The organism is Hugonella massiliensis, from assembly GCA_001486445.1.
Classification (GTDB): Bacteria; Actinomycetota; Coriobacteriia; order Coriobacteriales; family Eggerthellaceae; genus Hugonella; species Hugonella massiliensis.
The window spans coordinates 431,475-453,187 of record LN908986.1 but is presented as its reverse complement, the minus strand read 5'-3'; the positions used below and the strand labels follow the sequence as shown (position 1 = coordinate 453,187).

Here is a 21,713-nt window from a genome sequence, read left to right as displayed (position 1 = left end):
CATGGATTTCAACGCATTCTTCGCGCAGTACGGTGCGCTTCTGGCCCAGGGCACTTGGGATACGATCGTGATGACCGTCTTGTCCACGCTGTTCGCTTACGTGTTGGGCATTCCCTTGGGCGTGCTCGTCACCATCACCTCCGACGACGGCCTGTGGCCCCATAAGGCCTGCAACCGGATCCTCGGCTGGATCGTCAACATCGGCCGGTCGATCCCCTTCATCATCCTGTTGGTGGCCATCATCCCCTTCACCCGCTTCGTCGTGGGCACGAGCCTGGGCGTGCCGGGCGCCATCGTTCCGCTCGTGGTGTCCGCCGCCCCCTTCGTCGCCCGCATGGTCGAGCAGAGCCTGCGCGAGATCGACGGGAGCCTGATTGAAGCGGCCCAGAGTATGGGCGCTTCCACCTGGCAGATCGTTTGGAAGGTCTACCTGAAGGAATCGGTGCCCTCGCTTGTGCGCGGCGCCTCGATCGTCTTCATCACCTTGTTCGGCTACGCGGCTATGGCCGGTACCGTGGGTGCCGGCGGCTTGGGCGACATCGCTATCCGCTACGGCTACCAGCGCTACCAGACCGACGTGATGATCGTGACCATCGTCATCCTGGTCGTGCTCGTGCAGATCGTCCAGTCGATCGGCGACGTGACCGCGCGCAAGATGGACAAGCGCAACCGCTAGGTTCGCGGGCAGCGTATTGCGAGAAGGGGGTCCGGCGGTGTCGGACCCCCTTCTTGTGTACGGCAGGTCTGCGGTCGGCTGCCGGTGCTACCGCCCCTTCGCCCCCGACTCTTGCGCCCCTTCGTGCCTGTTCTCGCCCCGACGGCCTTCGCACTAACGCACGTGTTGAACGAGATGCGGCAATTGGCGAGTAGGGACGGTTGTGCGGTTGTTAAAACCGCAGGTGAGAGCCGCGTGCGAGTGCGGCCTTCAGGAAGGGGCCGACTCTGGTTCAGCATTTGCGCACCCCGCGACGACGCAGGGTGGTGTCGGGCCGGTGGGCGTCGCGGCTAGTACCAGTTGAAGAGGCTACGGCGTTCGTCGAGCGTGGCGATGCGGGCCATTTCGTCGTCGGTGAGCGCGAAGCCGAAAACATCGAGGTTCTGACGCATGCGTTTGGCGTTCTTCGACTTGGGCACCACGGGGATACCGCGCTGCACGAGCGCGCGCAAGGCCACCTGCGCGACCGATACGCCGTGGGCGGCGGCGATCTTCTTGAGCGCGGGGTCCTTGAAGATGTCGTGCTCGCCCGAACAGAGCGGCGACCAGCTGGCGAGCACGGTGCCCTTGCTTGCGCACAGGGTCTGCATGTCGTGCTGCTGGCGGTACACGTGGGTTTCCACCTGGTTGACGGCAGGTATCACCGTGCAGCAGTTCACAAGCTGCTGGAAGACCTTGCCGATGAAGTTCGACACGCCGATTGCGCGGGCTTTGCCCTCTCTATAGGCGTCTTCGAGCGCCGTGTAGTTGCCGCCGATGTCGCCGGCAGGCTCGTGCACCAGCAGCAGGTCGACGTAGTCGGTCCCCAGGTTGCGCAGGGTTTGGTCGATAGAGCGCTTGGTGGAAGCGTAGTCGACCGTCCAGGTTTTCGCGGTGATGAAGACCTGGTCGCGGGAGATGCCGCTTTTGGCGATGGCCTTTCCCACATTCTTCTCGTTGTGGTAGCACTGGGCGGTGTCGATAGCGCGATAGCCCGCCTCGAGCGCCATGGTGACGTGGCGCTCCGCCGTCGCGCCGGCGACGTTGTAGGTGCCGTAGCCGACAAGCGGCATCTGCACGCCGTTGTTGAGCGTTACGAATTCCATTTCTCTCTCCCCTGAAGTTCGAACGGAACCAGTGTACGCCAAATGACTGACTTTGTGGCAATTCCGGTGGGGATGCGCGGCGATATGTCCGAACTTTCGGAAATACGGCAAAAAAATAGGACAAATGTAGAAATGTGCGGGAAACGCGAGCCGTCCTAAAGGCAGAAACCTACCATGACGCCCGCCTTGTAGTTGCCGAGAAAGCCTTCGGGGTTGCCCGACCCATCTGCGTACGTTCCGGCGAAGTAGACGTCGTCGGTGGGGCGCGGGGTGCGGGTCCACCAATCGATGGGCTTTTCGCTGCTCTTCGTGAGCCAGGCGCGGACGAGCCCGCCATGGGGGCTGCGGGCGCTTTGGGCGTCGAGGCCCGTCTGGGCGAAGATATCGTACTGCGCCCCTTCTGCGGCAAGGACCGCGTTGGCGGCGGCGTTGTCGTAGGGGCCAATCGCCGAACCCCAGATTTCGGTCCAGGAGGGCACCCACAGGCGATCGATCGTAGCGGTGACGCTTGTGGGGTCGGCGGCGCGGCCGGCGTTGTTGGTGAGCTTGCGGGCGGGGACGATGGCGGTGGCAAGCTCGTTGGGGAAGCGCTCGATCAGGTCGGCGTTCAACCATGCGCGCAGGGCGCTCGATTCCCAGCCGCCCTCGTTTGAAGCCTCGTCGTTCATTTCGTGTCGGTGGGCAATGCGCGCGCCCAAGAAGCTGAGCCCGCAGGGGGCGCCGTCTTCGCCGCTGTCGTGGCAGATACCCGCAAGCTGCAGGGGCAGCTTGGACCCGTCGGAAAGCGTGGCGACCTTCCATCCCCCGGCCAGGCCGTCGCCGTCTGTAAGGCCGGCTGCGCGTACCATGGCCTGCGCCTCTTCGGGGGAGGCGCAGGCTGCCAGGCGTCGGCCGAGCACGGCGAGTTCGGGCCAGGTCTTATCGCCTAAGGTGCCCGTGTCCGCCAGGTCGTCGCGTGCGTCTTTTGCGCACCCCGCGAGGGGGAGGGCGCTGCCGGCCGCCAGGGCAAGGCCGCAGGTGGCGGCAACGCGAAGGAAGCGGCGGCGCGAGAGGGGCGTGGAGGACATAGAAATCCTTTCGGGGGGCGCACGGGCAAGCGGGCGCGTGCGCGAGGGTGCAAGACGTGTGGGCGGGGGATGAGGGGGTGCGGGACACAGGGGCGAACGGGCGCGCGTCCAGCGGAGTGCCCTACGGGCATGAAAAAGGGGCGCGACCGCACGGCCCCGCCCCTTCGCATGGTGTGTGATGGCTTATTTGTCGAGCGCTTCGATCAGAGAGGTCTTCTGGCGGTCGCCCAGGCCGGCCAGGCGACGCGTTTCGTCGATGCCGACTTCGGCCAGGAGGGATTCGGTCTTGGCTTTGCCGTATCCAGGGAAGGCGGACACGAACTGCTTGACGCGCATCTTGGCAAGCGCGGAGTCGTCGAGCTTGCCGAACGCATCGGCGCAGGAAAGCTTGCCGTCCTTGATCTGCTGCTTGTATTCGGCGCGGCGAGCGCGGGTTTCGGCGGCCTTCTTCAGGGCTTCGGCCCTCTGCTCTTCGGTCATCTGCGGCAGTGCCATGTGATCACTCCTGTATAAGAATCTAGTGGAAAGCCGGCCCCCGGTCGTGCGGTGCGGCGCGGCGCTGGTGGGATTATCGCACTATGGAGGGGGAATGCAAAACAAAACCGCATTTCATAGGGGATTTCTGGATGATATGGGGCGTGGGCGGGCCTACGGCGCGCCTTGGCGGCGCACCTGCGCTAGACTGGTAAAATCTCTCGTTCGGAAGGGGTTTCTGCCTATGCCCAATGCGAAGGCGCTTACTGCGACCAATGTGCTCATCGCGATCAACGTGATTGTGTTCCTGGTGGAATGGCTTGCGCCCTACCGCGTGTACCAGGCGATCGACGCGCAGGCGCTCACCACCTATGTGGTGCTTACCGGCAACTGGCATACGCTCGTAACGTCGATGTTCATGCACAGCGGCCTGCAGCACCTGCTTTCGAACATGATCGGCCTCTATTGGGTGGGCACCCTGCTTGAAGAGGTCTACGGGCCGGTGCGCATGCTCGTGCTCTACTTCGTTTCGGGGATTGCGGGCGGCCTCGCTTTCGTGGCGATCAACCTGCTCGTGGGCCAGCCGGCTGCCTGCGTGGGCGCGTCGGGCGCGATTTTCGGCCTGTTCGCCGCCTATGCCCTGCTGCTCGTGTGCGAGCATAGCCGCCATCGCCTGCTCGCGCGCCCTACGACCAAGCAGGACGTGACCGCCTTCCTCACGGTGATCTTGCTCAACGTGGCGCTCGGGTTCGCGCCCGGCGTGGCTTGGCAGGGGCATCTGGGCGGCATGGTCGCCGGCCTCGCGGTAGGCGCCGTGCTCTATGCCGGTGCGGTGCGCCGGGTGCGCGCAGCGCACCGCGGCTAGCGCGGCCTATTCCGCTCGAGTGGCAAGGGCGGGGGAGTTCGTAGCGCCCGCAGCGGCGTGCGCGGCCTCCAGTTTGCCGGCGGCGCGCTCCTTGTCGAGACGCACGTTGCGGAAGTAGACGAGCCAGTTGGCGCCCAGGGCGGCGAGGTTCAGGAAGTACACGGCCAGCACCCAATTGATGCCGCCGCCTGCGAACTTGGCGGCGATGCCGGCCAGGTAGCCGATCGTGATGAGCCCGATGAACTGCCACGACGTGCCCGCCGCGGTACGCGCCTTGTAGCTCTTGTAGGCGTTCAACGGCCACGAAAGGCCGAAGCAAATGAGCATGATGGCTTCAAGCAGGGATGCCATGGGGGTTCCTTTCCGGCGCAGCGCGCGCAACGTTATCGGTGCGCGCCTAAGGGTAGGCGGCAATGCCTTATGCGTCTAATATCATATGAACGTAAAGCCATATCGATGTGATATGAATCGAGGACCCAATGGAGCTGAGTCAGCTCAGGCACTTTCATGCGGTGGTCGTGCACGGCAAAGTGGGGGAGGCCGCGCGGGCGGAAGGCATTGCCCAGCCGGCCCTCACCCAGTCGGTGCGCAGGCTCGAACGCGACCTGGGGTGCGCCCTCGTCGAGCGGGCGGGCCGCGGCGTGCGCGTGACCGAAGCGGGTCTCCTCTTCGACCGGCGCATCGCGGGCGCCCTCGACGAAATCGATGCGGCGCGCGACGAGGTTCGTCGGTTTGCCGCGGGCGAGGAGCGTACGGTGCGCGTGTCGATCGGGGCGGCGTCGGGCCTCATGGCCGAAGCCATTGCCCGCTTCCGCGCCGAACGGCCCGACGGGCGCTTCGAAATACGCCATTTCGACGCAGGGGCGCGCTGCGACGTTCGCTCGCTCACGCGCTCGCAGGGAGCGGGGCCGGCGGCCAGCGACACGAGGGCCGTGTTCACCGAGCGCATCATGGTGGCCTTTCCCCGACAGATGCACGAGCGGCTCGTTACCGAGGGGCGGTTGCGATCCGGCGCGATTCCCGTGGCCGAGCTTGCGGGCGCGCCCTTCCTGACCATGTCGGCGTCGGTGGGCTTCCGCGGGGTCTGCGACGTGGCGTGCGCGCGGGCGGGTTTCGCGCCCAGTATCGCGTGCGAAAGCGACAATCCCGCGACGGTCGAGCGGATGATCAGCTTGGGATTGGGCGTGGGTTTCTGGCCCGAACATTCCTGGGGGCCCGTGGGCGAAAACTGCCGTCTGGTGCCGGTGGACGGCGAGGGTTTTGCGCGGGATATCGTCGTCGAGCTCATGGATGCCGGCCGTGAGCCGTCGCGTGCCTTCTTCGCCTGCGCATGTCGTACGATCGCGGCGGCCTTCGATGCGCCGGGGCGCGGGGAGGCGGGCGCCCTCTGCCCCGGGCATTGAGGCGCCGGGCTGGGCCGAGTGCGCTAGCGGATGTCGGGCCGGTAGGTTCGGTAGGCCCACTGGATGATGGCGGCTGCCCCCATGGCGAAAAGGAGAATGGCGAAGTAGGAGGCGCTGTAGGTGCCGAACGCTTCTTTCATCAGGCCGGGGAACATGCTGTAGCAGACGCCGCCCAGGGTGTAGCTGATTTGGAAGTTCCGCACGTTGCGGGCGCTCTGCCCCGGGTTGGAAAGCTCGAGCGACCAGATGCTCACACCCGTGCTTGCCAAGCCCACGCCCAGGCTGTAGAGCAGGGTGCCCGCAAGGGCGAGCCCGGTGAGGTGTAGGGGCATGAGGCTGAAGCAGGCGAGGCCGGCGAAGAGGATCGCGAAGAAGACGAGCGAGCCGCGTCGGGTGCCTACACGGTCGAACGTGACGCCCACGGCGAGCTTGCTGAACATCAGCACGAAGCCGGTGAGCGAGACCATGCTGGCGGCAAAGACGGGGCTTTGTCCTTCGGTCGTCATGAGAATCGAAATGTAGGGGAGACCGCTGAAGGTCATCATGCCCAACAGGAACATGCCGGCGAGGATGATGCGGGCCGCATGCGCGGGGATGGGGCGGCGGCGTGGGGAACGCTCGCTTTCCGCAGGCTGTGCGGGGGCTTCGGCGGGGCGCGGCGCGGACTCGCCGGCGGGGGCCGGTCGGTCGTGCACCAAGAGGAGCAGTGCCAGGGCACCCGCCGCAGCGACCGCGGCTTCGATGCTGAAGGCCGCATGGAGCGAGACGTTCTGGATCACGGGGTAGGCGACAATCGGAACCACGACGGACGCCGCAGCGCTGCCGACCGAGGCGATGCCGATCGCCGTGCTCACATGGGCGTCGAACCAGCGGTTGAGCACGAGCGTCATGCCGACCATGCCGCCGAAGCCCATGCCGAGCCCGCCGAAGACGGCGCCCGCGCAGAGGAGGGGCATGCCGTCGGCAAGGGCGAACGCCGCGAAAGCGAGCACGGTGCAGAGCATGGCGACGAACACGCCCCAGCGCATATGGAGGGTGGCGTAGAAGCGGTTCACGAAAATGGTGGCGACCATGTAGGAGAGGGTGCGCAGGCCCACGATGAAGCTGCCGCCCGCGTCGCCGACGCCGGGGAGCTCGACCAGATAGGGCTGGTAGACCGAAAAGGAGGTGTTGGAGAAACCGAAGCTCACGAACATGAGCACGAAGCAGCAGGCGACGATGACGGTGCGGTAATGCGATTCTTCTTCGACCATGTGGGGGCGGGCTTTCGGACGGGGCGGACGGTGGTTCGACACTACCATAACGGCGAACGCCGGGCGGGCGGGTGCGTCGGGGTAGATCGCATGAGCTTCGCTGGCGCTCCTGTCGCGAGGCTCGATTTGCGCACGCTCCCTTGTCGCGAGGCTCGACTCGCGCGCCCCGGCGCCGGGCCGGATGCTCCGTCGCTCGCGCTCCCTTGTCGTGGGCTTCGATTTGCGCGCCCCTTATCGTGGGCCTCGCTTCGCGCGCCCCGGCACCGGGCCGCATCTTCCGTCGCTCGCGCCCCGGTTTTTGTTTCACGCCAGGCGGGGAGTTTTGACGTGAATATCTCTATTTCGCGGGCTCCGGCCCCAGCGAGTCCCCATATCATCGTTTTTGAGCGACAATAATAAACAATCAGTGAAAAAATGCACAAAAACTTGAAGCCGCCAATTTCAGAACCGCGAATTAGGTACCTTTACGTCATTTCCTGGCCTTCCCCGTTTCATTTCCGCTCTCGCGCTCGGAAATGAAACGGGCGCCCTCGTGGCCTGCCGATTGAGTTTTCGAGCTGTTTCACAATCTTTCGGGAAAGATGATGAACAGAAGCTATAAATATGTTCATTAATGCGGCTGTAATTCGCGAATCGGGGCCGTTATTCCTCGAAAACTCGATTGGCGTGCCATTTCCGCGCCTTGGGCGTGGGAGGGCGGCTTCGGCTGCGGCCACGGTTCCCCGCGCTCGCACGACAGGGGGCGCCGGGTGGGCTCGCCCGACGGGGCGCCCGCGCCTCTGCCGCGGCTTGCGATCGACCTGCACGGCGAACGCCGCATCGCGCCTAAGGGCGAGCCTGGCCTCAGCACCTCGCGTTGCGGCGCCGCCCGAGGCACGCTCGCTCACATCTGTGTCTTTTGGCAAATGCCAACTATATGTCGTACGGTAGCTGCGAGCCCTTGAACTGGGCGGTCTCGGATGCATGCCAAATGTGCTGAAACGGTGTCAATAGAGAAACTCTTAGCCGGTTTTAAGGAATCGTTCAGCTTCGGCGGTCATACTGCCAAACAGCACGAGGGCGAGCTTCCCCCCTTACATTTGTCCTCGATGCGTGCGTGCGCGGACGTCCCCAATAATCCGCCCGCGCTTTTATCGGCGGCCTGCGCAGCGGAACATCACCATCCTCGTTCCGCATTCCCTTCCCCAAAGCAACGCTCAGGCCGCCGAACTCTCTTTTCGATACCCTCTGGTTTCACGCGTGCGTCGTATGTACCCGTGGCCATTGCCGCGCTTGGGTGTGCCGGTCGCGCGTAAAGCGCTCGGGCGTTTCAGGTTTCAAAACGGGCACAAGCCGCAGGCCGCCCCAAGCCAGGTCGTATACTGCAGGCATACGAACGCGCCCCGCGCGACAGACCAGCTGAAGAAAGGCTGTATCATGGCAATCTTTTCCCGCATCTCCGACATCCTGAAGGCCAACATCAACGACATGCTCGACAGGGCCGAAGACCCCGTTAAGATGGTCAAGCAGATCATCATCGAAATGGAAGAACAGGTCGACGATGCCACCCAGGCCCTGGGCCAGGCCATGGGGTCTCAGAAGATCGCCGCCAAGGAGCTCGCCGACGCCAAGGCGAAGTCGGCCGACTGGCACGACAAGGCCAAGCTCGCCCTGAAGGCCGGCGACGAAGAGCTCGCCCGCAAGGCGCTCGACGCCCAGGTCGACATCGACGGCCAGATTGCCGGCTTGCAGGAATCCTACGATGCGATTACCGCGCAGGTGAACAAGCTGCGCGAGCAGGTTACCGAACTGCGCATGAAGCTCGATGAGGCCCGCAGCCGCCAGAACGTGCTCATCGCGCGCGCCAAGATGGCCGACGCCCAGGCCTCCGTGTCGAAGTCGGTCGCTTCCGCCAACGCCGATTCGGCCTTCGCCAAGCTCGACAAGATGGAGCGCAAAATCGTCGAAAAAGAGGCCACCAACGAAGCCTACGCGGAAATCAACGGGTCGGATGCCTCGGTGCAGATGCGCTTCGACGACCTGCAGCACGCGGGTGCGGTCGACGACGAGCTTGCCAAGCTCAAGGCCGAACTGGGCATGTAGCGGCGACGGCGATCTATGCGAAGCTTCGATCTTATCCTGGCGCTCTTCTTCCTTGCCGTCGTGGGCTTCATCGCCTTCACCACATGGAAGGGCATGAAGCGCCCGAACGACCCGAGCGCCGGGCCCGCCGCAACGCCGGCGCAAACGGCCGCCAATCCCAGCCAGATCGCCCAGGACATGCGCATCACGAAGACAAGCCGCGTGGCCGATGCGCTCGACGTGGTCGACGAGCTGGGGAAAACGAGTCCTGGGTTCCGCCACTATTGCGAGCTCGTGGGCACTGCACAGACCCAAGGCGGGGTCGTCGCGCCTTACAGTCAGCGAAAGGTGGCCTACTACGAGGTGCGCTGCTACCGCATCGAGCGCGTGGGCGGCGCCGACCGTGAAACGCTCGTCGCCAACGAGCACGCCCTCGATCCCTTCTACTTTACCGATGGGAGCAGCTCTGAAAAAGTCTACGTCGACGTCGGCGGGCGCGCCCGTAGCGGCGAGCGGGCTTGCGAGCGATTTCGGTCCCGGCATGGGCGACCCGGGCTTTTTCGCCCCGGGCCTCGGCGGCTTCATGGGCGGCATGCCCCTGGGCGGTTACGTTATGGGCGGCATGCCCGGTCGCGATCGCGACAGCGGCGCTGCCGACGTGTTGGTGGGCATGGGGATGGGCGCCCTCATTGGCGCGCTCGCCCAGCAGGGCGTGCAGGATCAGCTCAACCCCCAGGCGGAATTCCGCGGTTATCGGGTGGTGGAAGACGTCGTGCCCCTGGGCAGCTCCGTCTACTGTTTGGGCGAGCTCTATCGTGCGGGCGATCGCGCCTACGTGGGCCGGTCGGTGTCGAAGAGCTACCCGAGCTCGTATTTCGCCTGCAAGCCCGAAGCCGAAGTCGAAGCGGCGCTTTCGGGCGCCTAGCGCGGCGAACCTGCAGGGTGGGCGAATCGCCCGGTCGAGCGGCCTGCGCGTCCTTGGCCTACGCGGCCCGGACGGCGTGCTCGGTGTGCTCCGCTCGCGCTAGGCCCATACGCAGACGGCCCGGACGGCGCGCTCCCGAGGGGGAGGCGCCGTCCGGGCCGTCTGCGTATGGGTGCTCGCTGCGCTAGAGGGCAGCTTCGATTTTACAGAGGAACATGGTCGCGCCCGCGTGGTCGCCTTCCGCCGCCACGCCCTTGGCGGTGATCGTGGCGCCGTCGCGCACGTAATAGATGTCGAGCGGCTCGCCTTCCTGCACTTCCAGGCGGTAGTCGATTTGGAAGGTGCGAATCTCGCCCTGCTCGCCGGGGTTGAGCGCGTTCATCACGTAGGTGGCGTAGCGCGTGTTGTTCACGTGCCCGTTGACGTCGACGTCGCTGTAGGCGGGCACTACGCGGTAGGGCGCAAGGCCGTCGATGGCGAAATCCCGCACGCGCCGCGGCTTCTTTTCGAAGGCCCGGTCGGGGCTGAAGTCCATGGGGCCGTCGTAGTTGTCCTTCACCGACGCGAATTTGCGGGTGCGTGTGTCCATCATGACCCATTCGCTCGTGGCCTTCACCAGAAGGTCGCCGCTCGTGCTCTTCAGCGTGTAATCGCGCAGGAAGGAGAAGCGCGAGGGGTCGTGCGGCCAGGTGCGGGCCACGACGTCGTCGTGCATCTGGGGATGGGCGAGCACCTCGTACTTCATGCGGATGACCGCCCAGAAGACTCCGCGCGCTTCCATGTCGGCAGCGCCGATGCCCATCCCCTCTGCCTGCAGACCGGCCAGGTCCTGGCAGACGTCGAGCACGGCCGAGGCTTTCATCCGCCCGTAGCGGTCGAAGTCGGTCGTGCGCAGCTGATAGGTTTTGGTGAGTTCGGTTTCCATTGCGCCCCTCCAGGCGTCAAGACCATCGTATTCGGGTTCCGAACAGGTATTGTACCCGTTTGCGCCCGCTGTGCCGCGGAGGGCGCGCGCCCGTTAGAGCTCGACGGCTCCGGCGAAGCGGTAGTCGCCGTCGGTGGCGACCACCATGCGGTTGTCGCGCTCGGCGGGGGCGGCGTCTCCGCAGGGGAGGGCCCAGACGTGCGCGAACGCGGTGTGCAAGGCAGCTGCGATCTGCTCGATGCTGCGTGCCTGGTCGCCTTCGAGGGCGGAGATCACGTTCGAAAGGTAAAGGCCCCCGGGGACGAGGATGTCGTGCACGAGGCGGGCGGCGTCCGCATCGGCAAGAGAGGCCACGGGCTCGCGCCCGGTGAAGGTGTCGTTCAAGACCGCGTCGTAGCGCGGGGCGGGGCCTTCGTGTGCGGCGCCGTGCCAGTCGTCGTCTTCGTTCTGCTCGGGCCCGTAGGGGTTGGGCGCACCCCTTGTCACGGCCTGGGCGTAGGTTTCCAGGAAGGTGCGCCCATCCTGGCAGATGAGGGCCAGGCGGTCGTTTTCGTCGAGGTCGAATTCGGCGATGAGCCGGTCGAGGTAGAAATAGCGTTCGGCGATGAGCGTCACCTGCGGGTCGGCTTCCACCACGTCCATGCGGCATTCCGGGTGCGTGGCAATCAGGTGCTTGGGGTAGGCGTACCCGCCGCCGCCGATCATGAGCGTGTTGCGGACGGGGATGCCGGCATCGAAGAGGGCGTCGTAGGCGCGGAAATAGTCGAAGACGGGTTCGTAGACTTTGTCGTCGTCGATATAGGTGGCCGATTGGAAGGCCCCGTCCACGTCCATCACGCGCACGAGCTCGCCGGGGCGGAATTCGACCATATAGACGAGCAGGGGGCCGAACATCGTGTCGAAGCGCAGAAAGGTCTTCGATTCATCGACGACGCCCGCCTGCCCGGCACGGCCCGCCAAGTCGCGGGTCGGATCGGGCGTGCCTTCGCCCGGCTGGCCGTCCGCCCGCCGCGGCCCCACCAGGCGGGCGGCTCCGGCGCAGCCGACGCAGACGACGATGACGCCGACGATGATCCAGACGATGTCGCCCATGCGGTTCCTTCGGCCTTACTGGATGTGGACGAGCGAGTAGATCTCGGCGTCGGTGTGCTGGGAGATGAGCTTGCGCGGGTTGAGGAAGTCGAGCTCCATGAGGAAGGCAAGACCGGCGACCTGGGCGCCGAAATGCTCGACCATCTTGAGCTGGGCCACGGCGGTGCCGCCGGTGGCCACCAGGTCGTCGACCAAAAGCACCTTGTCGGTGGGCTCGAGCGCGTCGGTGTGGATCTGCAGGGCGTCGGTGCCGTATTCGAGCGCGTAGGACTCGCTGTAGGTCTCGCGCGGCAGCTTGCCCGGTTTGCGGGCGGGCACGAAGCCGGCGCCCAGACGGTAGGCCACCGGGGCGGCGACCATGAAACCACGGGCCTCGGCGCCGACGACTTTGGTGATGCCACGTCCCATGAAATGGTCGGCCAGATCGTCGATCGAGCGGGCGAAGCCTTCCGGGTCTTTCATGAGGGTCGTGATGTCCTTGAACACCACGCCTGCGGTGGGGTAATCGGGGATGTCGGTGATGAGCTTTTCGTAATCGAAATCCGCCACGGGGAAATCCTTTCATCATGGGTATACCGCGAAGTTGCCCACGGTCCTTGTGCACTTGGTATTGTATGCTTGAACAGAGCGCAAGCGAAGATTTCAGGTCCAAGAGGGCCTCGATCCCTTTTAAACGACTCAATCGAAGGAGTCTCGCCTATGACCGAATCGCAGGACGCACGTTCCTCTCGCGACGGCGCGCAGACGCACGCCGTCCTTACCGAGCCGGCCAACCCCCTGCATACCTCCTTGCCCGATGGCCAGGGCTTTCGCGGGGCCACGCCTGCGACCGAACATGAGAGCCGAGGGTCGGTCATCGCGGCGATCGCGGCCAACATCGCCGTGGGCATCGTGAAGCTCATCGCGGCGGCCGTTTCGGGCAGTTCCGCCATGATTTCCGAAGGCATCCACTCCATCGTCGACTCGGGCAACGGCATGCTCGTCCTGCTCGGGCAGAAGCGCTCGTCGCGTCAGGCCGATCTCGAGCATCCCTTCGGCTACGGTCACGAGCTGTATTTCTGGACGCTCGTGGTGGCGGTCATGATCTTCGCCTTGGGCGGCGGCCTTTCCATTTACGAGGGCATTGCCCGCATTCGCGAAATCGGCCCCGACACCGTGCTCGGCGACCCCACGGTCAGCTATGTCGTCATCGTCGCCGCCATGCTCATCGAGGGCGCGAGCCTGCGCGTGGCGCTCAAATCCTTCAACAAGGCGCGCGGCGAGGTGCGCCCGCTCACCTTCATCAAACAGGCGAAGGACCCGAGCCTGTTCACGGTCGTGCTCGAGGATTCCGCCGCCGAACTGGGCCTCGTCTTCGCCCTGCTCGGCATCTTCTTGAGCCATGCGCTCAACATGCCCGTGTTCGACGGCATCGCTTCGGTGCTCGTGGGCCTGCTGCTCGTGGCGGTGTCGACTCTGCTGCTGCGCGAAACCAAGGGCCTGCTCGTGGGCGAGGGCATGCGCGCGCCCGAACTGCGCGAGGTCGAAGCAATCGCCGAGCGCAACCCTTACGTGATCGAATGCGGTCGCATCCTCACGCTCTATCTGGGCCCCAACGATATGCTGCTCACGATGGACGTCACCTTCAAGAAGGAATGCACGCGCGACGACATCATGCAGGCCATCGACCAGATCGAAGGGCAGATCGTGCGCCGGTTCCCGCAGACCACGCGCATTTTCATCGAATCGGAAAGCCTGCGCTTCACCTACGAGCAGGCCGAGCAGGCTGCGGCGCTGGGTGCGAGCAAGGGCGATTCCCGTTCCGACATCCACCCGCGTCCCGGCATCCACCGCGTCGTCTAGGGGCGCTGCGGCCAGCGTGCGCGGCATGCGCCTTGGGCGCTGGGCCGCGACTCCACCTGGCCTTTGGGCGTTGGCATCGCCGAAGGCGGCGGTTTAGTTGAAAGTGCCAAGGTGCGGTTGGTGCGGGTGTCCGAGGAGCAGCGCCCAGAGCGCACAGGGGGCAGCCCGCGCCCGCGCGTCGATTGGCTCGTTTGCGAGCAATGCCCTCAGAAGTCCGCGCCCGTAGCCGCCCCCGCGCACCTGCGACTCGCGTGCTCATGGGCGCCCAGCGAAGAATTTGCCATTGCGTTACCTGATTGAGGGCACATTCGGCTGCGCCATACGTTAGTATGAAAAATGTACTTCTTAGCGAAAGGATACCGTATGGATTTCATGGACGCCGTGGCTGCCCGCCGCACCGTGTACGCTCTCAATAAAGAACTTCCCGTCGCGCAGCAGAAAGTCACCGACATGGTGAAGCGCGCGACCGAACTCGTGCCCGACGCCTTCAATATGCGCAGCCAGCGCGTGGTGATCGTGCAGGGCGCCCAGCAGGATGCCCTGTGGGACGCCGTTTACGACGCCTTCGACGGCAAGGTTGCCCGCGAGAAGATCGACGGCTTCAAGGCCGGCGCCGGCACCGTGCTCTACTTCATCGACACGGCGACGGTGAAGGGCCTGCAGGACCAGTTCCCCACCTATGCCGCCAACTTCCCCGTGTGGGCGCAGCAGTCCAACGGCATGCTGCAGTTCACCGTGTGGACGGGCCTGCGCGAGTTGGGTGTGGGTGCCAACCTACAGCACTACAACCCGGTAATCGACGACGTGGTGCGCGCTCTCACCGGTGTGCCCGAAAGTTATCAGCTCGTCGCGCAGATGGTCTACGGCGGCATCGTCGAAGATGCCGGCGAAAAGCCCGGCGAGAATATCTCCGATCGCGTGACGGTGATCGGCTAGCGCGCTCGCAAGGGATGCGTTCAAACGGGTTCGGCGCCGCGCGTGCCGAACCCGTTTTTTATGGGCGGAAGAGCAAGTTGGCGTCGACGGGGTGGGGGAAGCCGTCGACCTTGGCCTTGCTTGCGTACTGCCACACGGCCAGCTGCTGGTTGGTCGACGGCGTGCCGTTGTAGTCGGCGAACCAAATGGGCGGCTGCCCGGCGGCAACCATATCGATATGCGAGAGGTCTTCGACGTTGCCGTAGACCATGGGCTGGTAGCCCGCATCGGAAATGACCTGGCAGAAGGCGCGCGCGTTGGCGGACACCTGGGCAGACGAAAGGTCGGCGACCCGGCTGCCGGCCTTCGAATCGGACACTTCCAAATCGTAGACGATGGGCAGATCGAGCTGCTTGCCGTCGATCTGCTGCAGCATGAAGGCGGCTTCCTCGCGCGCCTCGTCTTCGGTGCGCGCCTGCGAGTAGAAATAGGCGCCGCAAGGAATGCCGGCGGCCGTTGCGTTGGCGACGTTGCGCTGGAAGAGGTCGTCGGCGTTGAGCTCGCCTTGGGCGGTGCCGCGGAAGCCGGCCCGCAGGAAAGCGAACTGCACGCCGTCGGTTTTGGCGGCGCCCCAATCGACGACGCCCATGTTGTCGGAGACGTCGATGCCGAATTCCGAAACGACTGTACCCCCGACCAGGTAGGCTTTGCGCCCGTTGGCGTCCTTGCCCAGGTTGCTCCAGTTGAAATCGGTGCTGTTGGAAAGCGGGGTGGCGGTGTGGCGCCAGGTTGCGCCCTCGGCGGAGGAATCGCCCTGGTCGGCCGAACGTTCGGTCGTGGGGGCGCCGGAGGCGTCGCCGGTTTCGTGCGGTGCGCATCCGCGCGCGACGCCGATGACCGCCGCCAAGATGGCGATGACGACAAGGGCGAGCAAGGCGAGTCGGGCGAGACCGGCTGGTTGGCGACGCGAGGTCCCATCGGTGCTGCGCCAGGTCATGTGGTCGCTCATGTGGGGCGGCTGCAGGGCGCGATGGGAGCGTCCCGGGCGGGCGATGCCGTTGGGACCGATGGTGAACGACCCCATCGACGACCGATCGAGGCCCTCGATTCCGCGGGCCCGCCCCAGGCGGTCGCCGCCATGGGATACGCCGCCGGTGACGGTCGAGCTCGCGCCGTCGTGGCCGGTGCGTATGCGGTGGGCGTGCTGTTCGCGCAGAACGGCGGCGTCGCGCTGCGGCCGTCCCTCCTCGGCGCTCACCTGCGAGCGACGGGCCGTGCGCACCTGATGGAAATCGCGCTCATGCTGGGCCTGCAGGCGTTCGGCAGGGGTGGGATCTCTTCTTTGGCGGGTGTCGGGCCAGGGGTCTTGGGGCCGGTCGTGGGGCGCGGGCGCGTGGGAGCGCGTGCCTTGCGCCTGCGGGACGCGCCCGGCGCTGCCGTTTTGCAGGCGCTGATCGCGCGTGGGGTAGGGGGCACAGGCGCGGGCGTCGCGCGAGCCTCCGAGGTTGGGCGCGCGGTAGCCGCGCGCCCATTCGGGGGCTTCGCGTCTGCCGCGCCCGACGTCCGACCCGGTGGGATACGGAGTGCGCGAAGAGCTGCCGCGGCTAGGGCGGTACGGGTTGGTGTGGTGCCGTTCCTGCACGACGCGCATGCCTCGATTCGCTATTCAGTGGCGGAAGACCGCCATCTTCGCAAGTTTGTCCCATTCTATCAGGTTGTATGCCAAAGCACATCCAAGGCAGGGCAGGGGTGCGCCCGTGCGGCGCCCCCTGCCGACAATCGAAAGTTACCGCTCCGTAACGCGCAGGCGAAACTCCGCCGCATTCGTTGCAGGCGGCAGGGGGCGCACTATAATCGCAGCTAGCACTCAGTGAAGACGACTGCCAATGTCCCGCGCGCATGCGGGCGCACGTGCCCAGTGGTCCCGGCGGCGCATTGCGCTTCCGGGGCTTTCTTGCGGCACCCCTTTCGCGCAGGACGTGGCGGCGCCTCGATTACGACGGGAAGGGCTGCGCATGCAGACATTTAAGACAGAGAGCAAGAAGCTCCTCGATCTGATGATCAACTCGATCTACACCAACAAGGAGATCTTCCTGCGCGAGCTTATCAGCAACGCTTCCGATGCAGAAGACAAGCTCTATTTCAAAAGCCTTACCGACAAGTCCATCGAACTGTCCCGCAACGACCTCACGATCGGCATCTCTTTCGACAAGGACGCCCGCACGGTGACGGTGTCCGACCACGGTATCGGCATGGACCGCGACGCGCTCGAGAAGAACCTGGGCACGATTGCCCATTCCGATTCCCAGGAATTCAAGGCGGCCCAGGCGGCGGCTGAAAAGGCCCAGACGGACCAGGCGGCCTCCGAAGGCGACAAGGCGGCTGCGGAAGGGACTGCCACCAAGGACGCCGTCGACATCATCGGCCAGTTCGGCGTGGGCTTCTACAGCGCCTTCATGGTCGCCAAGGAAGTGCGCGTGGTCACCAAGCCCTACGGCTCGAAGGAAGCCTGGGAGTGGACATCCGACGGCGTCGAGGGCTATACGATCGAACCTGCCGAAAAGGAGGGATTCGGCACCGACGTCATCCTCACGCTCAAGGACAACGAAGGCGACGAGAACTACGACACCTACCTGACCGAATACGGTCTGAAGGACCTGGTCAAGCGCTACAGCAACTACGTGCACTATCCCATTCAGATGATGGTCACCAAGTCGCGCCAGAAGCCCAAGCCCGAAGACGCCGGCGACGATTACAAGCCCGAATACGAGCAGTACGAAGAGCTCGAAACCGTCAATTCCATGACGCCCATCTGGAAGCGTCGCAAGAGCGAGGTGTCCCAGGAAGAGTACAACGAATTCTACAAGAGCCAGTTCCACGATTACACCGACCCGGCCCGCGTCATTTCGGTGCATGCCGAAGGCGCCCTGTCCTACGACGTGCTCCTCTTCATCCCCAGCCGCGCCCCCTTCGATCTGTGGAGCAAGGACTACAAGAAGGGCCTCGAGCTCTACAGCAGCAACGTCCTGATCATGGAAAAGTGCGAGGACCTGCTGCCCGACTACTTCAACTTCGTGCGCGGCGTCGTCGACAGCCAGGACCTGTCGCTCAACATCAGCCGTGAAACCCTGCAACAGAACGGTCAGCTGCGCGCCATCGCCCGCCACGTGGAAAAGAAGATCCAGCAAGAGCTCGAAAAGATGCTCAAGAACGACCGCGAAGACTACGAGAAGTTCTGGGACAACTTCGGCCGCACGATCAAGTACGGGATCTACACGAGCTACGGCATGAATAAGGACACGCTCGGCAAGCTCCTGCTCTTCTATTCCGCCAAAGAGCAGAAGATGGTTACGCTCGCCGAGTACATCGAGGCCATGCCCGAAGGCCAGAAGGCAATCTACTACGCGGCCGGCGAATCGACCGAAAAGCTCGGCAAGATGCCCATGGTCAAGGCCGTGCTCGGCAAGGGCTACGACGTGCTCCTGTGCACGCAGGACGTCGACGACTTCTGCTTCCAGACCATGCAGAACTACGAGGAGAAGGACCTCAAGAACGTGGCCAACGGCGACCTCGACCTGGAAAGCGAGTCCGACAAGACCGCTGCCGAAGAGGCCACAAAGGAAAATGAGGGCCTCTTCACCGCCATGAAGGACGCCCTGGGCGACAAGGTCAAGCGCGTGGCTGTGAGCAGCGTCCTTACTGACGCCCCGGCCTGCCTGACCGCCGACGGCCCCATTTCGCTCGAGATGGAAAAGATCATGGCGGGCATGCCCGATTCCGACCAGGTGAAGAGCGAGCGCGTGCTCGAAATCAATGCCAAGCATCCGGTGTTCGAGGTGCTCAAGTCCGCCCAAGCCGCGGGTGACGCCGAAAAGGTGAAGGACTACACCGACCTGCTCTACAACCAGGCCTTGCTCGTCGAGGGCTTGCCGATCGACGACCCGGTTGCCTTCGCCCAGGAGGTCTGCAAGCTCATGAAGTAGGGTGGGGCCGTGCCGTGTGAGGGGCTCATCCGTTCATCAAACGCACACGAGCCCGGGCTTGCGTTTCAAGCGTGGGTTCGATACAATTTAGCCTTGCGTTTGACGTAACGAACGCATGCGCCGACGTGGCTCAGCTGGTAGAGCAACGCTCTCGTAAAGCGTAGGTCACCGGTTCGAATCCGGTCGTCGGCTCCAGAGAATGCAAAGGCCGCAAGCTCCGCGCGAGCTTGCGGCCTTTCTCTTTTTTTGCGAGGCCGCTTTCCCGCGCTTCGCCCGCAGCGCGGGACGTGAGGACGGTCCCGTAACCGCATCCCGGCCGGCCCCGTTGTCGTCTAATTGCCGAAGAGCTTGCCCGGCGTGCGGTCGAATCTGCGCCCTGGCCAGCCCTGCCGTATGCGCCTCGCTTGTTGTGCTGACCCTTGCCCTCTTCGCCGCGTACATGGCATCCCTCGAAAGCGCTGCATAGCTCAAACTGCACGGAAATTTCAGAGCGAACGGAAATCGAGCTGCTCAGGACTCGTTTCGCACGGTCGGAGCGGGCGAAATGCGCTACGACCGTGCGAAACGAGCAGAATCGTGCAGCAACCGTGCAGGATGAGCGGAGTTTCCGCGCTCGGCGTGACGTAACCCTGCGAAACGAGCAGAGACGTCCGTATACAGGGTTCGAACGCGAAATCTCTTGCAACGACCCTGCGAAACGAGCGGCGAGGCGCAACAACCCTGCAGACCGAGCATCCGCGCCGCAGGGGTCGTGCATTTCGAGCAGGGAATCTCTGTGGTCGTACATTCCGAGCGAAGGATTGCAACGACCCTGCGCTTTGAGCGAGGGATTGCGGCAGCCCCACAATACGAGCGCTCGGCCTGCAGGGTCCCAGCGAATCGAACGGCAGCACACCCGGGGCGCTACGGGTGCGGGCCCTGTGCGCGAAACGGGCGCCCCCGGCGCAGCCGCCTAGAGGAGCGTGACGGCGCCGGTGTCGGTATGGTAGAGGGCGCCGACGATCGCGAGCGCGCCCACGGTTTCGAGCCGAGCCAGGTCGGTCTGGGCGCGCAGGGTGTCTATGCCGGCGCGCACGTTGGCGACCGAAGCGGCGTGCGGGTCCCGCTCGTCCCCGATGGCCGCGCGGATCTTTCCGAGGATGGGCTCGAGGGCTCCGTGGTCGCCCGGTTCCAGGGCGGCCCCCACGGCTCCGCAGCCGGTGTGCCCCAACACGACGAGAAGGGGAGCGCCCAGGTGGGCGCTGCCGTAGACGGCGCTCGCGAGTTCGCCCGGCCCGATCGTGTTGCCGGCCGTGCGGATGCAGAAGATGTCGCCCAAGCCGCACCTGAAGAGGTGCTCGGGCGCCACGCGCGCATCGGAACAGGCGATTACTGTGGCGAAGGGGTGCTGTCCGTCCGCGGCCAACTGGGTCACGCGCGCGGCCGAAAGGTCGGCGTCGAACGGCATTTCCGCGACGAACTTCCTATTGCCTTCGACAAGCCGCGCGAGCGCTACGCGCGCTCTTTCGGGCAGTGCGGATTCTGCATCCATATGAGCCTCCTTGCTCAAGCGAACGCCGCCATTATACGCGTGCGAGAATGCTGGCGATGAATAGTGGTGGAAGTGTGACGGCGGGCGCCGAAGGGCTGCAGGGTGTTGGCACGAACGAGCGAACATGCCCCGACACCGCTTGTCGGTTCGGAGTACCATTCGAAAACATCGGCCACTTTTCGAAAACTGGCGAATTTTTACGGGAAACGGCGGCGCGGGGAAGGCACGCCTTCTCGAATCCGGCTTTTTTGTTCGCTTACGGCGTTATCGGCCGCATGCGCGAAAACGCTTTCGCGCAAGGGTGTAGCATGCTTGCTGTTCGATCCGTGACGGCGGGTTTCGCCCAAGGGTTCGGCCCCGAAGCGCCGCTTCGGCGGGTCGCGCGCGCATGAGAAGGATGCGCCCGCGATGCGCGAGCCGATTTCCATCGGTTCCGCTATTCGAGAAGTCAAGGGAAGAAGGAACCATGAGTGTGGAGAAAGAAGACCTGCAGGCGGTGAACCCCATCGCGCTCGCTCCTGCGCAGATCGAGGCCAAGGCGGAGGGTATCGGCGTCGGCAAAACGCAGATCGAGACGCCGCGCCTTGTCGCCCTGTCCATTCTGGCGGGCTTGTTCATCGGCAGCGGCGCTCTGTTCATGACGCTGGTGAAATCCGATTCGTCGCTTTCGTTCGCGACCTCTTCGGTGTTAGGCGGCCTCTGCTTCTCGCTCGGCCTCATCGCCGTCATCGTCGCCGGCGCCGAGCTCTTCACCGGCAACAGCCTGATGGTCATGGCCCTCTTCTCGAAGAAGATCGGCGTGGGTGCCATGTTGAAGAACTGGGTCATCGTGTGGCTCGGCAACTTGGTCGGCTCGCTCATTCTGGTCTGCGTTGTAGCCTGCGCCGGTACGGCGACGCTCAACGGCGGGGCTTTCGGCCAGGCGATGATGACCGTGGCCGCCGGCAAGATCAACCTCGCCTGGGACACGATCTTCTTCCGTGCCATCGGCTGCAACTTCCTCGTGTGCCTGGCCGTGTGGATGGGCTTCGGGGGCAAGAGCGTGATCGACAAGATCTTCACGACGATCTTCCCCGTCATGGCCTTCGTCGCGCTTGGCTTCGAGCACTGCGTGGCCAACATGTTCTTCCTGCCCATGGGCGTGGTGGCAAAGGACGTGCTCGGCATCGCCTACACCGGTTCGGCCGATCTGGCGAACCTGAACTGGGGCGGCGTCTTCTACAACATCTCCGCCGCCACCTTGGGCAACATCGTGGGTGGCGCCGTGTTCATCGGCCTGCTCTACTGGATCGCCTACCGCAAGAAGGAAGCGTAAGGGCCGCCGTCCGCACGTTCGCCTTCGCACGACAAGGGCGCTCTCCCCGCCGGGAGGGCGCCCTTTTTGCATGGGGTGAACGCTGGCGCGCACGGCGGGTGTAACGGGCGAGGCAGGTGAGGCTGCGGGTATGCCGGGCTCGTCGCGCGGGCCGGGCGCGCGGCGATTGCGGCAGGAGGCGTCCTGCCGATCGCGCGGCTGCTCGCGCAGTGCTCCCGCCGCCGGTATCGGTTCTGCAACAAGGGTGGGAATCGCGGCATTT

General features: G+C 64.7%; 19 protein-coding genes and 1 tRNA gene. 10 read left to right on the top strand and 10 right to left on the bottom strand.

Going from position 1 to position 21,713, the window contains the following annotated elements; all coding sequences use genetic code 11:
• The first annotated feature begins 1 nt into the window (after position 1).
• Positions 2-676 carry a methionine ABC transporter permease gene (locus tag BN3270_RS04530; protein WP_058985974.1) on the top strand — a complete coding sequence of 225 codons (675 nt, stop codon included), beginning with the start codon at positions 2-4 and terminating at the stop codon, positions 674-676.
• Between the two features lie 329 nt (positions 677-1,005).
• Here BN3270_RS04530 and BN3270_RS04525 read toward each other — a convergent pair whose 3' ends face one another.
• The 3 genes from BN3270_RS04525 to mihF all read right to left on the bottom strand — a co-directional run bounded on the left by BN3270_RS04525 (position 1,006) and on the right by mihF (position 3,362).
• A complete protein-coding gene (locus BN3270_RS04525) occupies positions 1,006-1,800 on the bottom strand; it encodes an aldo/keto reductase (protein ID WP_058985973.1) in 795 nt (264 codons plus the stop codon).
• 155 nt (positions 1,801-1,955) lie between these two features.
• Positions 1,956-2,867, bottom strand: a complete 912-nt coding sequence (locus tag BN3270_RS04520) for a DUF6273 domain-containing protein (protein WP_058985972.1) — start codon at positions 2,865-2,867, stop codon at positions 1,956-1,958.
• Between the two features lie 183 nt (positions 2,868-3,050).
• On the bottom strand, positions 3,051-3,362 hold the full coding sequence (gene mihF, locus BN3270_RS04515) for an integration host factor, actinobacterial type (protein ID WP_058985971.1): 312 nt from the start codon (positions 3,360-3,362) through the stop codon (positions 3,051-3,053).
• A gap of 223 nt (positions 3,363-3,585) precedes the next feature.
• Here mihF and BN3270_RS04510 point away from each other — a divergent pair, with 223 nt between their 5' ends.
• On the top strand, positions 3,586-4,206 hold the full coding sequence (locus BN3270_RS04510) for a rhomboid family intramembrane serine protease (RefSeq protein WP_058985970.1): 621 nt from the start codon (positions 3,586-3,588) through the stop codon (positions 4,204-4,206).
• Between the two features lie 6 nt (positions 4,207-4,212).
• Here the strand turns inward: BN3270_RS04510 and BN3270_RS04505 are convergent, their stop codons facing one another.
• On the bottom strand, positions 4,213-4,557 hold the full coding sequence (locus tag BN3270_RS04505; protein ID WP_058985969.1) for a hypothetical protein: 345 nt from the start codon (positions 4,555-4,557) through the stop codon (positions 4,213-4,215).
• Positions 4,558-4,685: 128 nt separating this feature from the next.
• On the opposite strand from BN3270_RS04505, the gene BN3270_RS04500 reads away from it, so the two are divergent.
• On the top strand, positions 4,686-5,609 hold the full coding sequence (locus tag BN3270_RS04500) for a LysR family transcriptional regulator (RefSeq protein ID WP_058985968.1): 924 nt from the start codon (positions 4,686-4,688) through the stop codon (positions 5,607-5,609).
• Positions 5,610-5,632: 23 nt separating this feature from the next.
• Here BN3270_RS04500 and BN3270_RS04495 read toward each other — a convergent pair whose 3' ends face one another.
• On the bottom strand, positions 5,633-6,862 hold the full coding sequence (locus BN3270_RS04495; protein WP_058985967.1) for an MFS transporter: 1,230 nt from the start codon (positions 6,860-6,862) through the stop codon (positions 5,633-5,635).
• A 1,416-nt stretch (positions 6,863-8,278) separates the two neighbouring features.
• Between BN3270_RS04495 and BN3270_RS04490 the strand changes: the two genes are divergently transcribed.
• A complete protein-coding gene (locus BN3270_RS04490; protein ID WP_058985966.1) occupies positions 8,279-8,944 on the top strand; it encodes a PspA/IM30 family protein in 666 nt (221 codons plus the stop codon).
• 433 nt (positions 8,945-9,377) lie between these two features.
• A complete protein-coding gene (locus tag BN3270_RS04485) occupies positions 9,378-9,848 on the top strand; it encodes a hypothetical protein (protein WP_058985965.1) in 471 nt (156 codons plus the stop codon).
• 184 nt (positions 9,849-10,032) lie between these two features.
• Here the strand turns inward: BN3270_RS04485 and BN3270_RS04480 are convergent, their stop codons facing one another.
• The 3 genes from BN3270_RS04480 to BN3270_RS04470 form a co-directional block, all read right to left on the bottom strand.
• Positions 10,033-10,773 (bottom strand): acyl-[acyl-carrier-protein] thioesterase, encoded by a 741-nt coding sequence (locus tag BN3270_RS04480; RefSeq protein WP_058985964.1) that lies wholly within the window; start codon positions 10,771-10,773, stop codon positions 10,033-10,035.
• A 93-nt stretch (positions 10,774-10,866) separates the two neighbouring features.
• The gene (locus tag BN3270_RS04475) at positions 10,867-11,865 is read right to left on the bottom strand and encodes a spermidine synthase (RefSeq protein ID WP_058985963.1); all 999 of its coding nucleotides are present in this window, start codon (positions 11,863-11,865) and stop codon (positions 10,867-10,869) included.
• A gap of 15 nt (positions 11,866-11,880) precedes the next feature.
• Positions 11,881-12,414: an adenine phosphoribosyltransferase gene (locus BN3270_RS04470; RefSeq protein ID WP_058985962.1), complete on the bottom strand. Its 534-nt coding sequence runs from the start codon at positions 12,412-12,414 to the stop codon at positions 11,881-11,883.
• A 150-nt stretch (positions 12,415-12,564) separates the two neighbouring features.
• Between BN3270_RS04470 and BN3270_RS04465 the strand changes: the two genes are divergently transcribed.
• Together BN3270_RS04465 and BN3270_RS04460 are read left to right on the top strand one after the other, a co-directional pair.
• Positions 12,565-13,707 carry a cation diffusion facilitator family transporter gene (locus tag BN3270_RS04465; RefSeq protein WP_082673349.1) on the top strand — a complete coding sequence of 381 codons (1,143 nt, stop codon included), beginning with the start codon at positions 12,565-12,567 and terminating at the stop codon, positions 13,705-13,707.
• Positions 13,708-14,070: 363 nt separating this feature from the next.
• Positions 14,071-14,643, top strand: a complete 573-nt coding sequence (locus BN3270_RS04460) for a nitroreductase family protein (RefSeq protein ID WP_058985961.1) — start codon at positions 14,071-14,073, stop codon at positions 14,641-14,643.
• A gap of 58 nt (positions 14,644-14,701) precedes the next feature.
• On the opposite strand, the gene BN3270_RS04455 is transcribed toward BN3270_RS04460, so the two are convergent.
• The gene (locus BN3270_RS04455; protein ID WP_058985960.1) at positions 14,702-16,273 is read right to left on the bottom strand and encodes a GH25 family lysozyme; all 1,572 of its coding nucleotides are present in this window, start codon (positions 16,271-16,273) and stop codon (positions 14,702-14,704) included.
• A 364-nt stretch (positions 16,274-16,637) separates the two neighbouring features.
• On the opposite strand from BN3270_RS04455, the gene htpG reads away from it, so the two are divergent.
• Both htpG and BN3270_RS04445 read left to right on the top strand, forming a co-directional pair.
• Complete coding sequence (gene htpG / locus BN3270_RS04450) at positions 16,638-18,605, top strand: molecular chaperone HtpG (RefSeq protein WP_058985959.1); 1,968 nt, start codon at positions 16,638-16,640, stop codon at positions 18,603-18,605.
• A gap of 119 nt (positions 18,606-18,724) precedes the next feature.
• Positions 18,725-18,800, top strand: a tRNA-Thr gene (locus BN3270_RS04445).
• 757 nt (positions 18,801-19,557) lie between these two features.
• Here BN3270_RS04445 and BN3270_RS04440 read toward each other — a convergent pair.
• Positions 19,558-20,136: a carbonic anhydrase gene (locus BN3270_RS04440; RefSeq protein ID WP_058985958.1), complete on the bottom strand. Its 579-nt coding sequence runs from the start codon at positions 20,134-20,136 to the stop codon at positions 19,558-19,560.
• 466 nt (positions 20,137-20,602) lie between these two features.
• Between BN3270_RS04440 and BN3270_RS04430 the strand changes: the two genes are divergently transcribed.
• The gene (locus BN3270_RS04430; protein ID WP_271711925.1) at positions 20,603-21,451 is read left to right on the top strand and encodes a formate/nitrite transporter family protein; all 849 of its coding nucleotides are present in this window, start codon (positions 20,603-20,605) and stop codon (positions 21,449-21,451) included.
• Positions 21,452-21,713: the final 262 nt, after the last annotated feature.

Excerpts from the sequence above, each read along its gene's own strand:
- BN3270_RS04530 (WP_058985974.1), top strand. The coding sequence starts at position 2 with ATGGATTTCAACGCATTCTTCGCGCAGTACGGTGCGCTTCTGGCCCAG.
- BN3270_RS04525 (WP_058985973.1), bottom strand. The coding sequence starts at position 1,800 with ATGGAATTCGTAACGCTCAACAACGGCGTGCAGATGCCGCTTGTCGGC.
- BN3270_RS04520 (WP_058985972.1), bottom strand. The coding sequence starts at position 2,867 with ATGTCCTCCACGCCCCTCTCGCGCCGCCGCTTCCTTCGCGTTGCCGCC.
- mihF (WP_058985971.1), bottom strand. The coding sequence starts at position 3,362 with ATGGCACTGCCGCAGATGACCGAAGAGCAGAGGGCCGAAGCCCTGAAG.
- BN3270_RS04510 (WP_058985970.1), top strand. The coding sequence starts at position 3,586 with ATGCCCAATGCGAAGGCGCTTACTGCGACCAATGTGCTCATCGCGATC.
- BN3270_RS04505 (WP_058985969.1), bottom strand. The coding sequence starts at position 4,557 with ATGGCATCCCTGCTTGAAGCCATCATGCTCATTTGCTTCGGCCTTTCG.
- BN3270_RS04500 (WP_058985968.1), top strand. The coding sequence starts at position 4,686 with ATGGAGCTGAGTCAGCTCAGGCACTTTCATGCGGTGGTCGTGCACGGC.
- BN3270_RS04495 (WP_058985967.1), bottom strand. The coding sequence starts at position 6,862 with ATGGTCGAAGAAGAATCGCATTACCGCACCGTCATCGTCGCCTGCTGC.
- BN3270_RS04490 (WP_058985966.1), top strand. The coding sequence starts at position 8,279 with ATGGCAATCTTTTCCCGCATCTCCGACATCCTGAAGGCCAACATCAAC.
- BN3270_RS04485 (WP_058985965.1), top strand. The coding sequence starts at position 9,378 with ATGGGAGCAGCTCTGAAAAAGTCTACGTCGACGTCGGCGGGCGCGCCC.
- BN3270_RS04480 (WP_058985964.1), bottom strand. The coding sequence starts at position 10,773 with ATGGAAACCGAACTCACCAAAACCTATCAGCTGCGCACGACCGACTTC.
- BN3270_RS04475 (WP_058985963.1), bottom strand. The coding sequence starts at position 11,865 with ATGGGCGACATCGTCTGGATCATCGTCGGCGTCATCGTCGTCTGCGTC.
- BN3270_RS04465 (WP_082673349.1), top strand. The coding sequence starts at position 12,565 with ATGACCGAATCGCAGGACGCACGTTCCTCTCGCGACGGCGCGCAGACG.
- BN3270_RS04460 (WP_058985961.1), top strand. The coding sequence starts at position 14,071 with ATGGATTTCATGGACGCCGTGGCTGCCCGCCGCACCGTGTACGCTCTC.
- BN3270_RS04455 (WP_058985960.1), bottom strand. The coding sequence starts at position 16,273 with ATGCGCGTCGTGCAGGAACGGCACCACACCAACCCGTACCGCCCTAGC.
- htpG (WP_058985959.1), top strand. The coding sequence starts at position 16,638 with ATGCAGACATTTAAGACAGAGAGCAAGAAGCTCCTCGATCTGATGATC.
- BN3270_RS04440 (WP_058985958.1), bottom strand. The coding sequence starts at position 20,136 with ATGGATGCAGAATCCGCACTGCCCGAAAGAGCGCGCGTAGCGCTCGCG.
- BN3270_RS04430 (WP_271711925.1), top strand. The coding sequence starts at position 20,603 with ATGAGTGTGGAGAAAGAAGACCTGCAGGCGGTGAACCCCATCGCGCTC.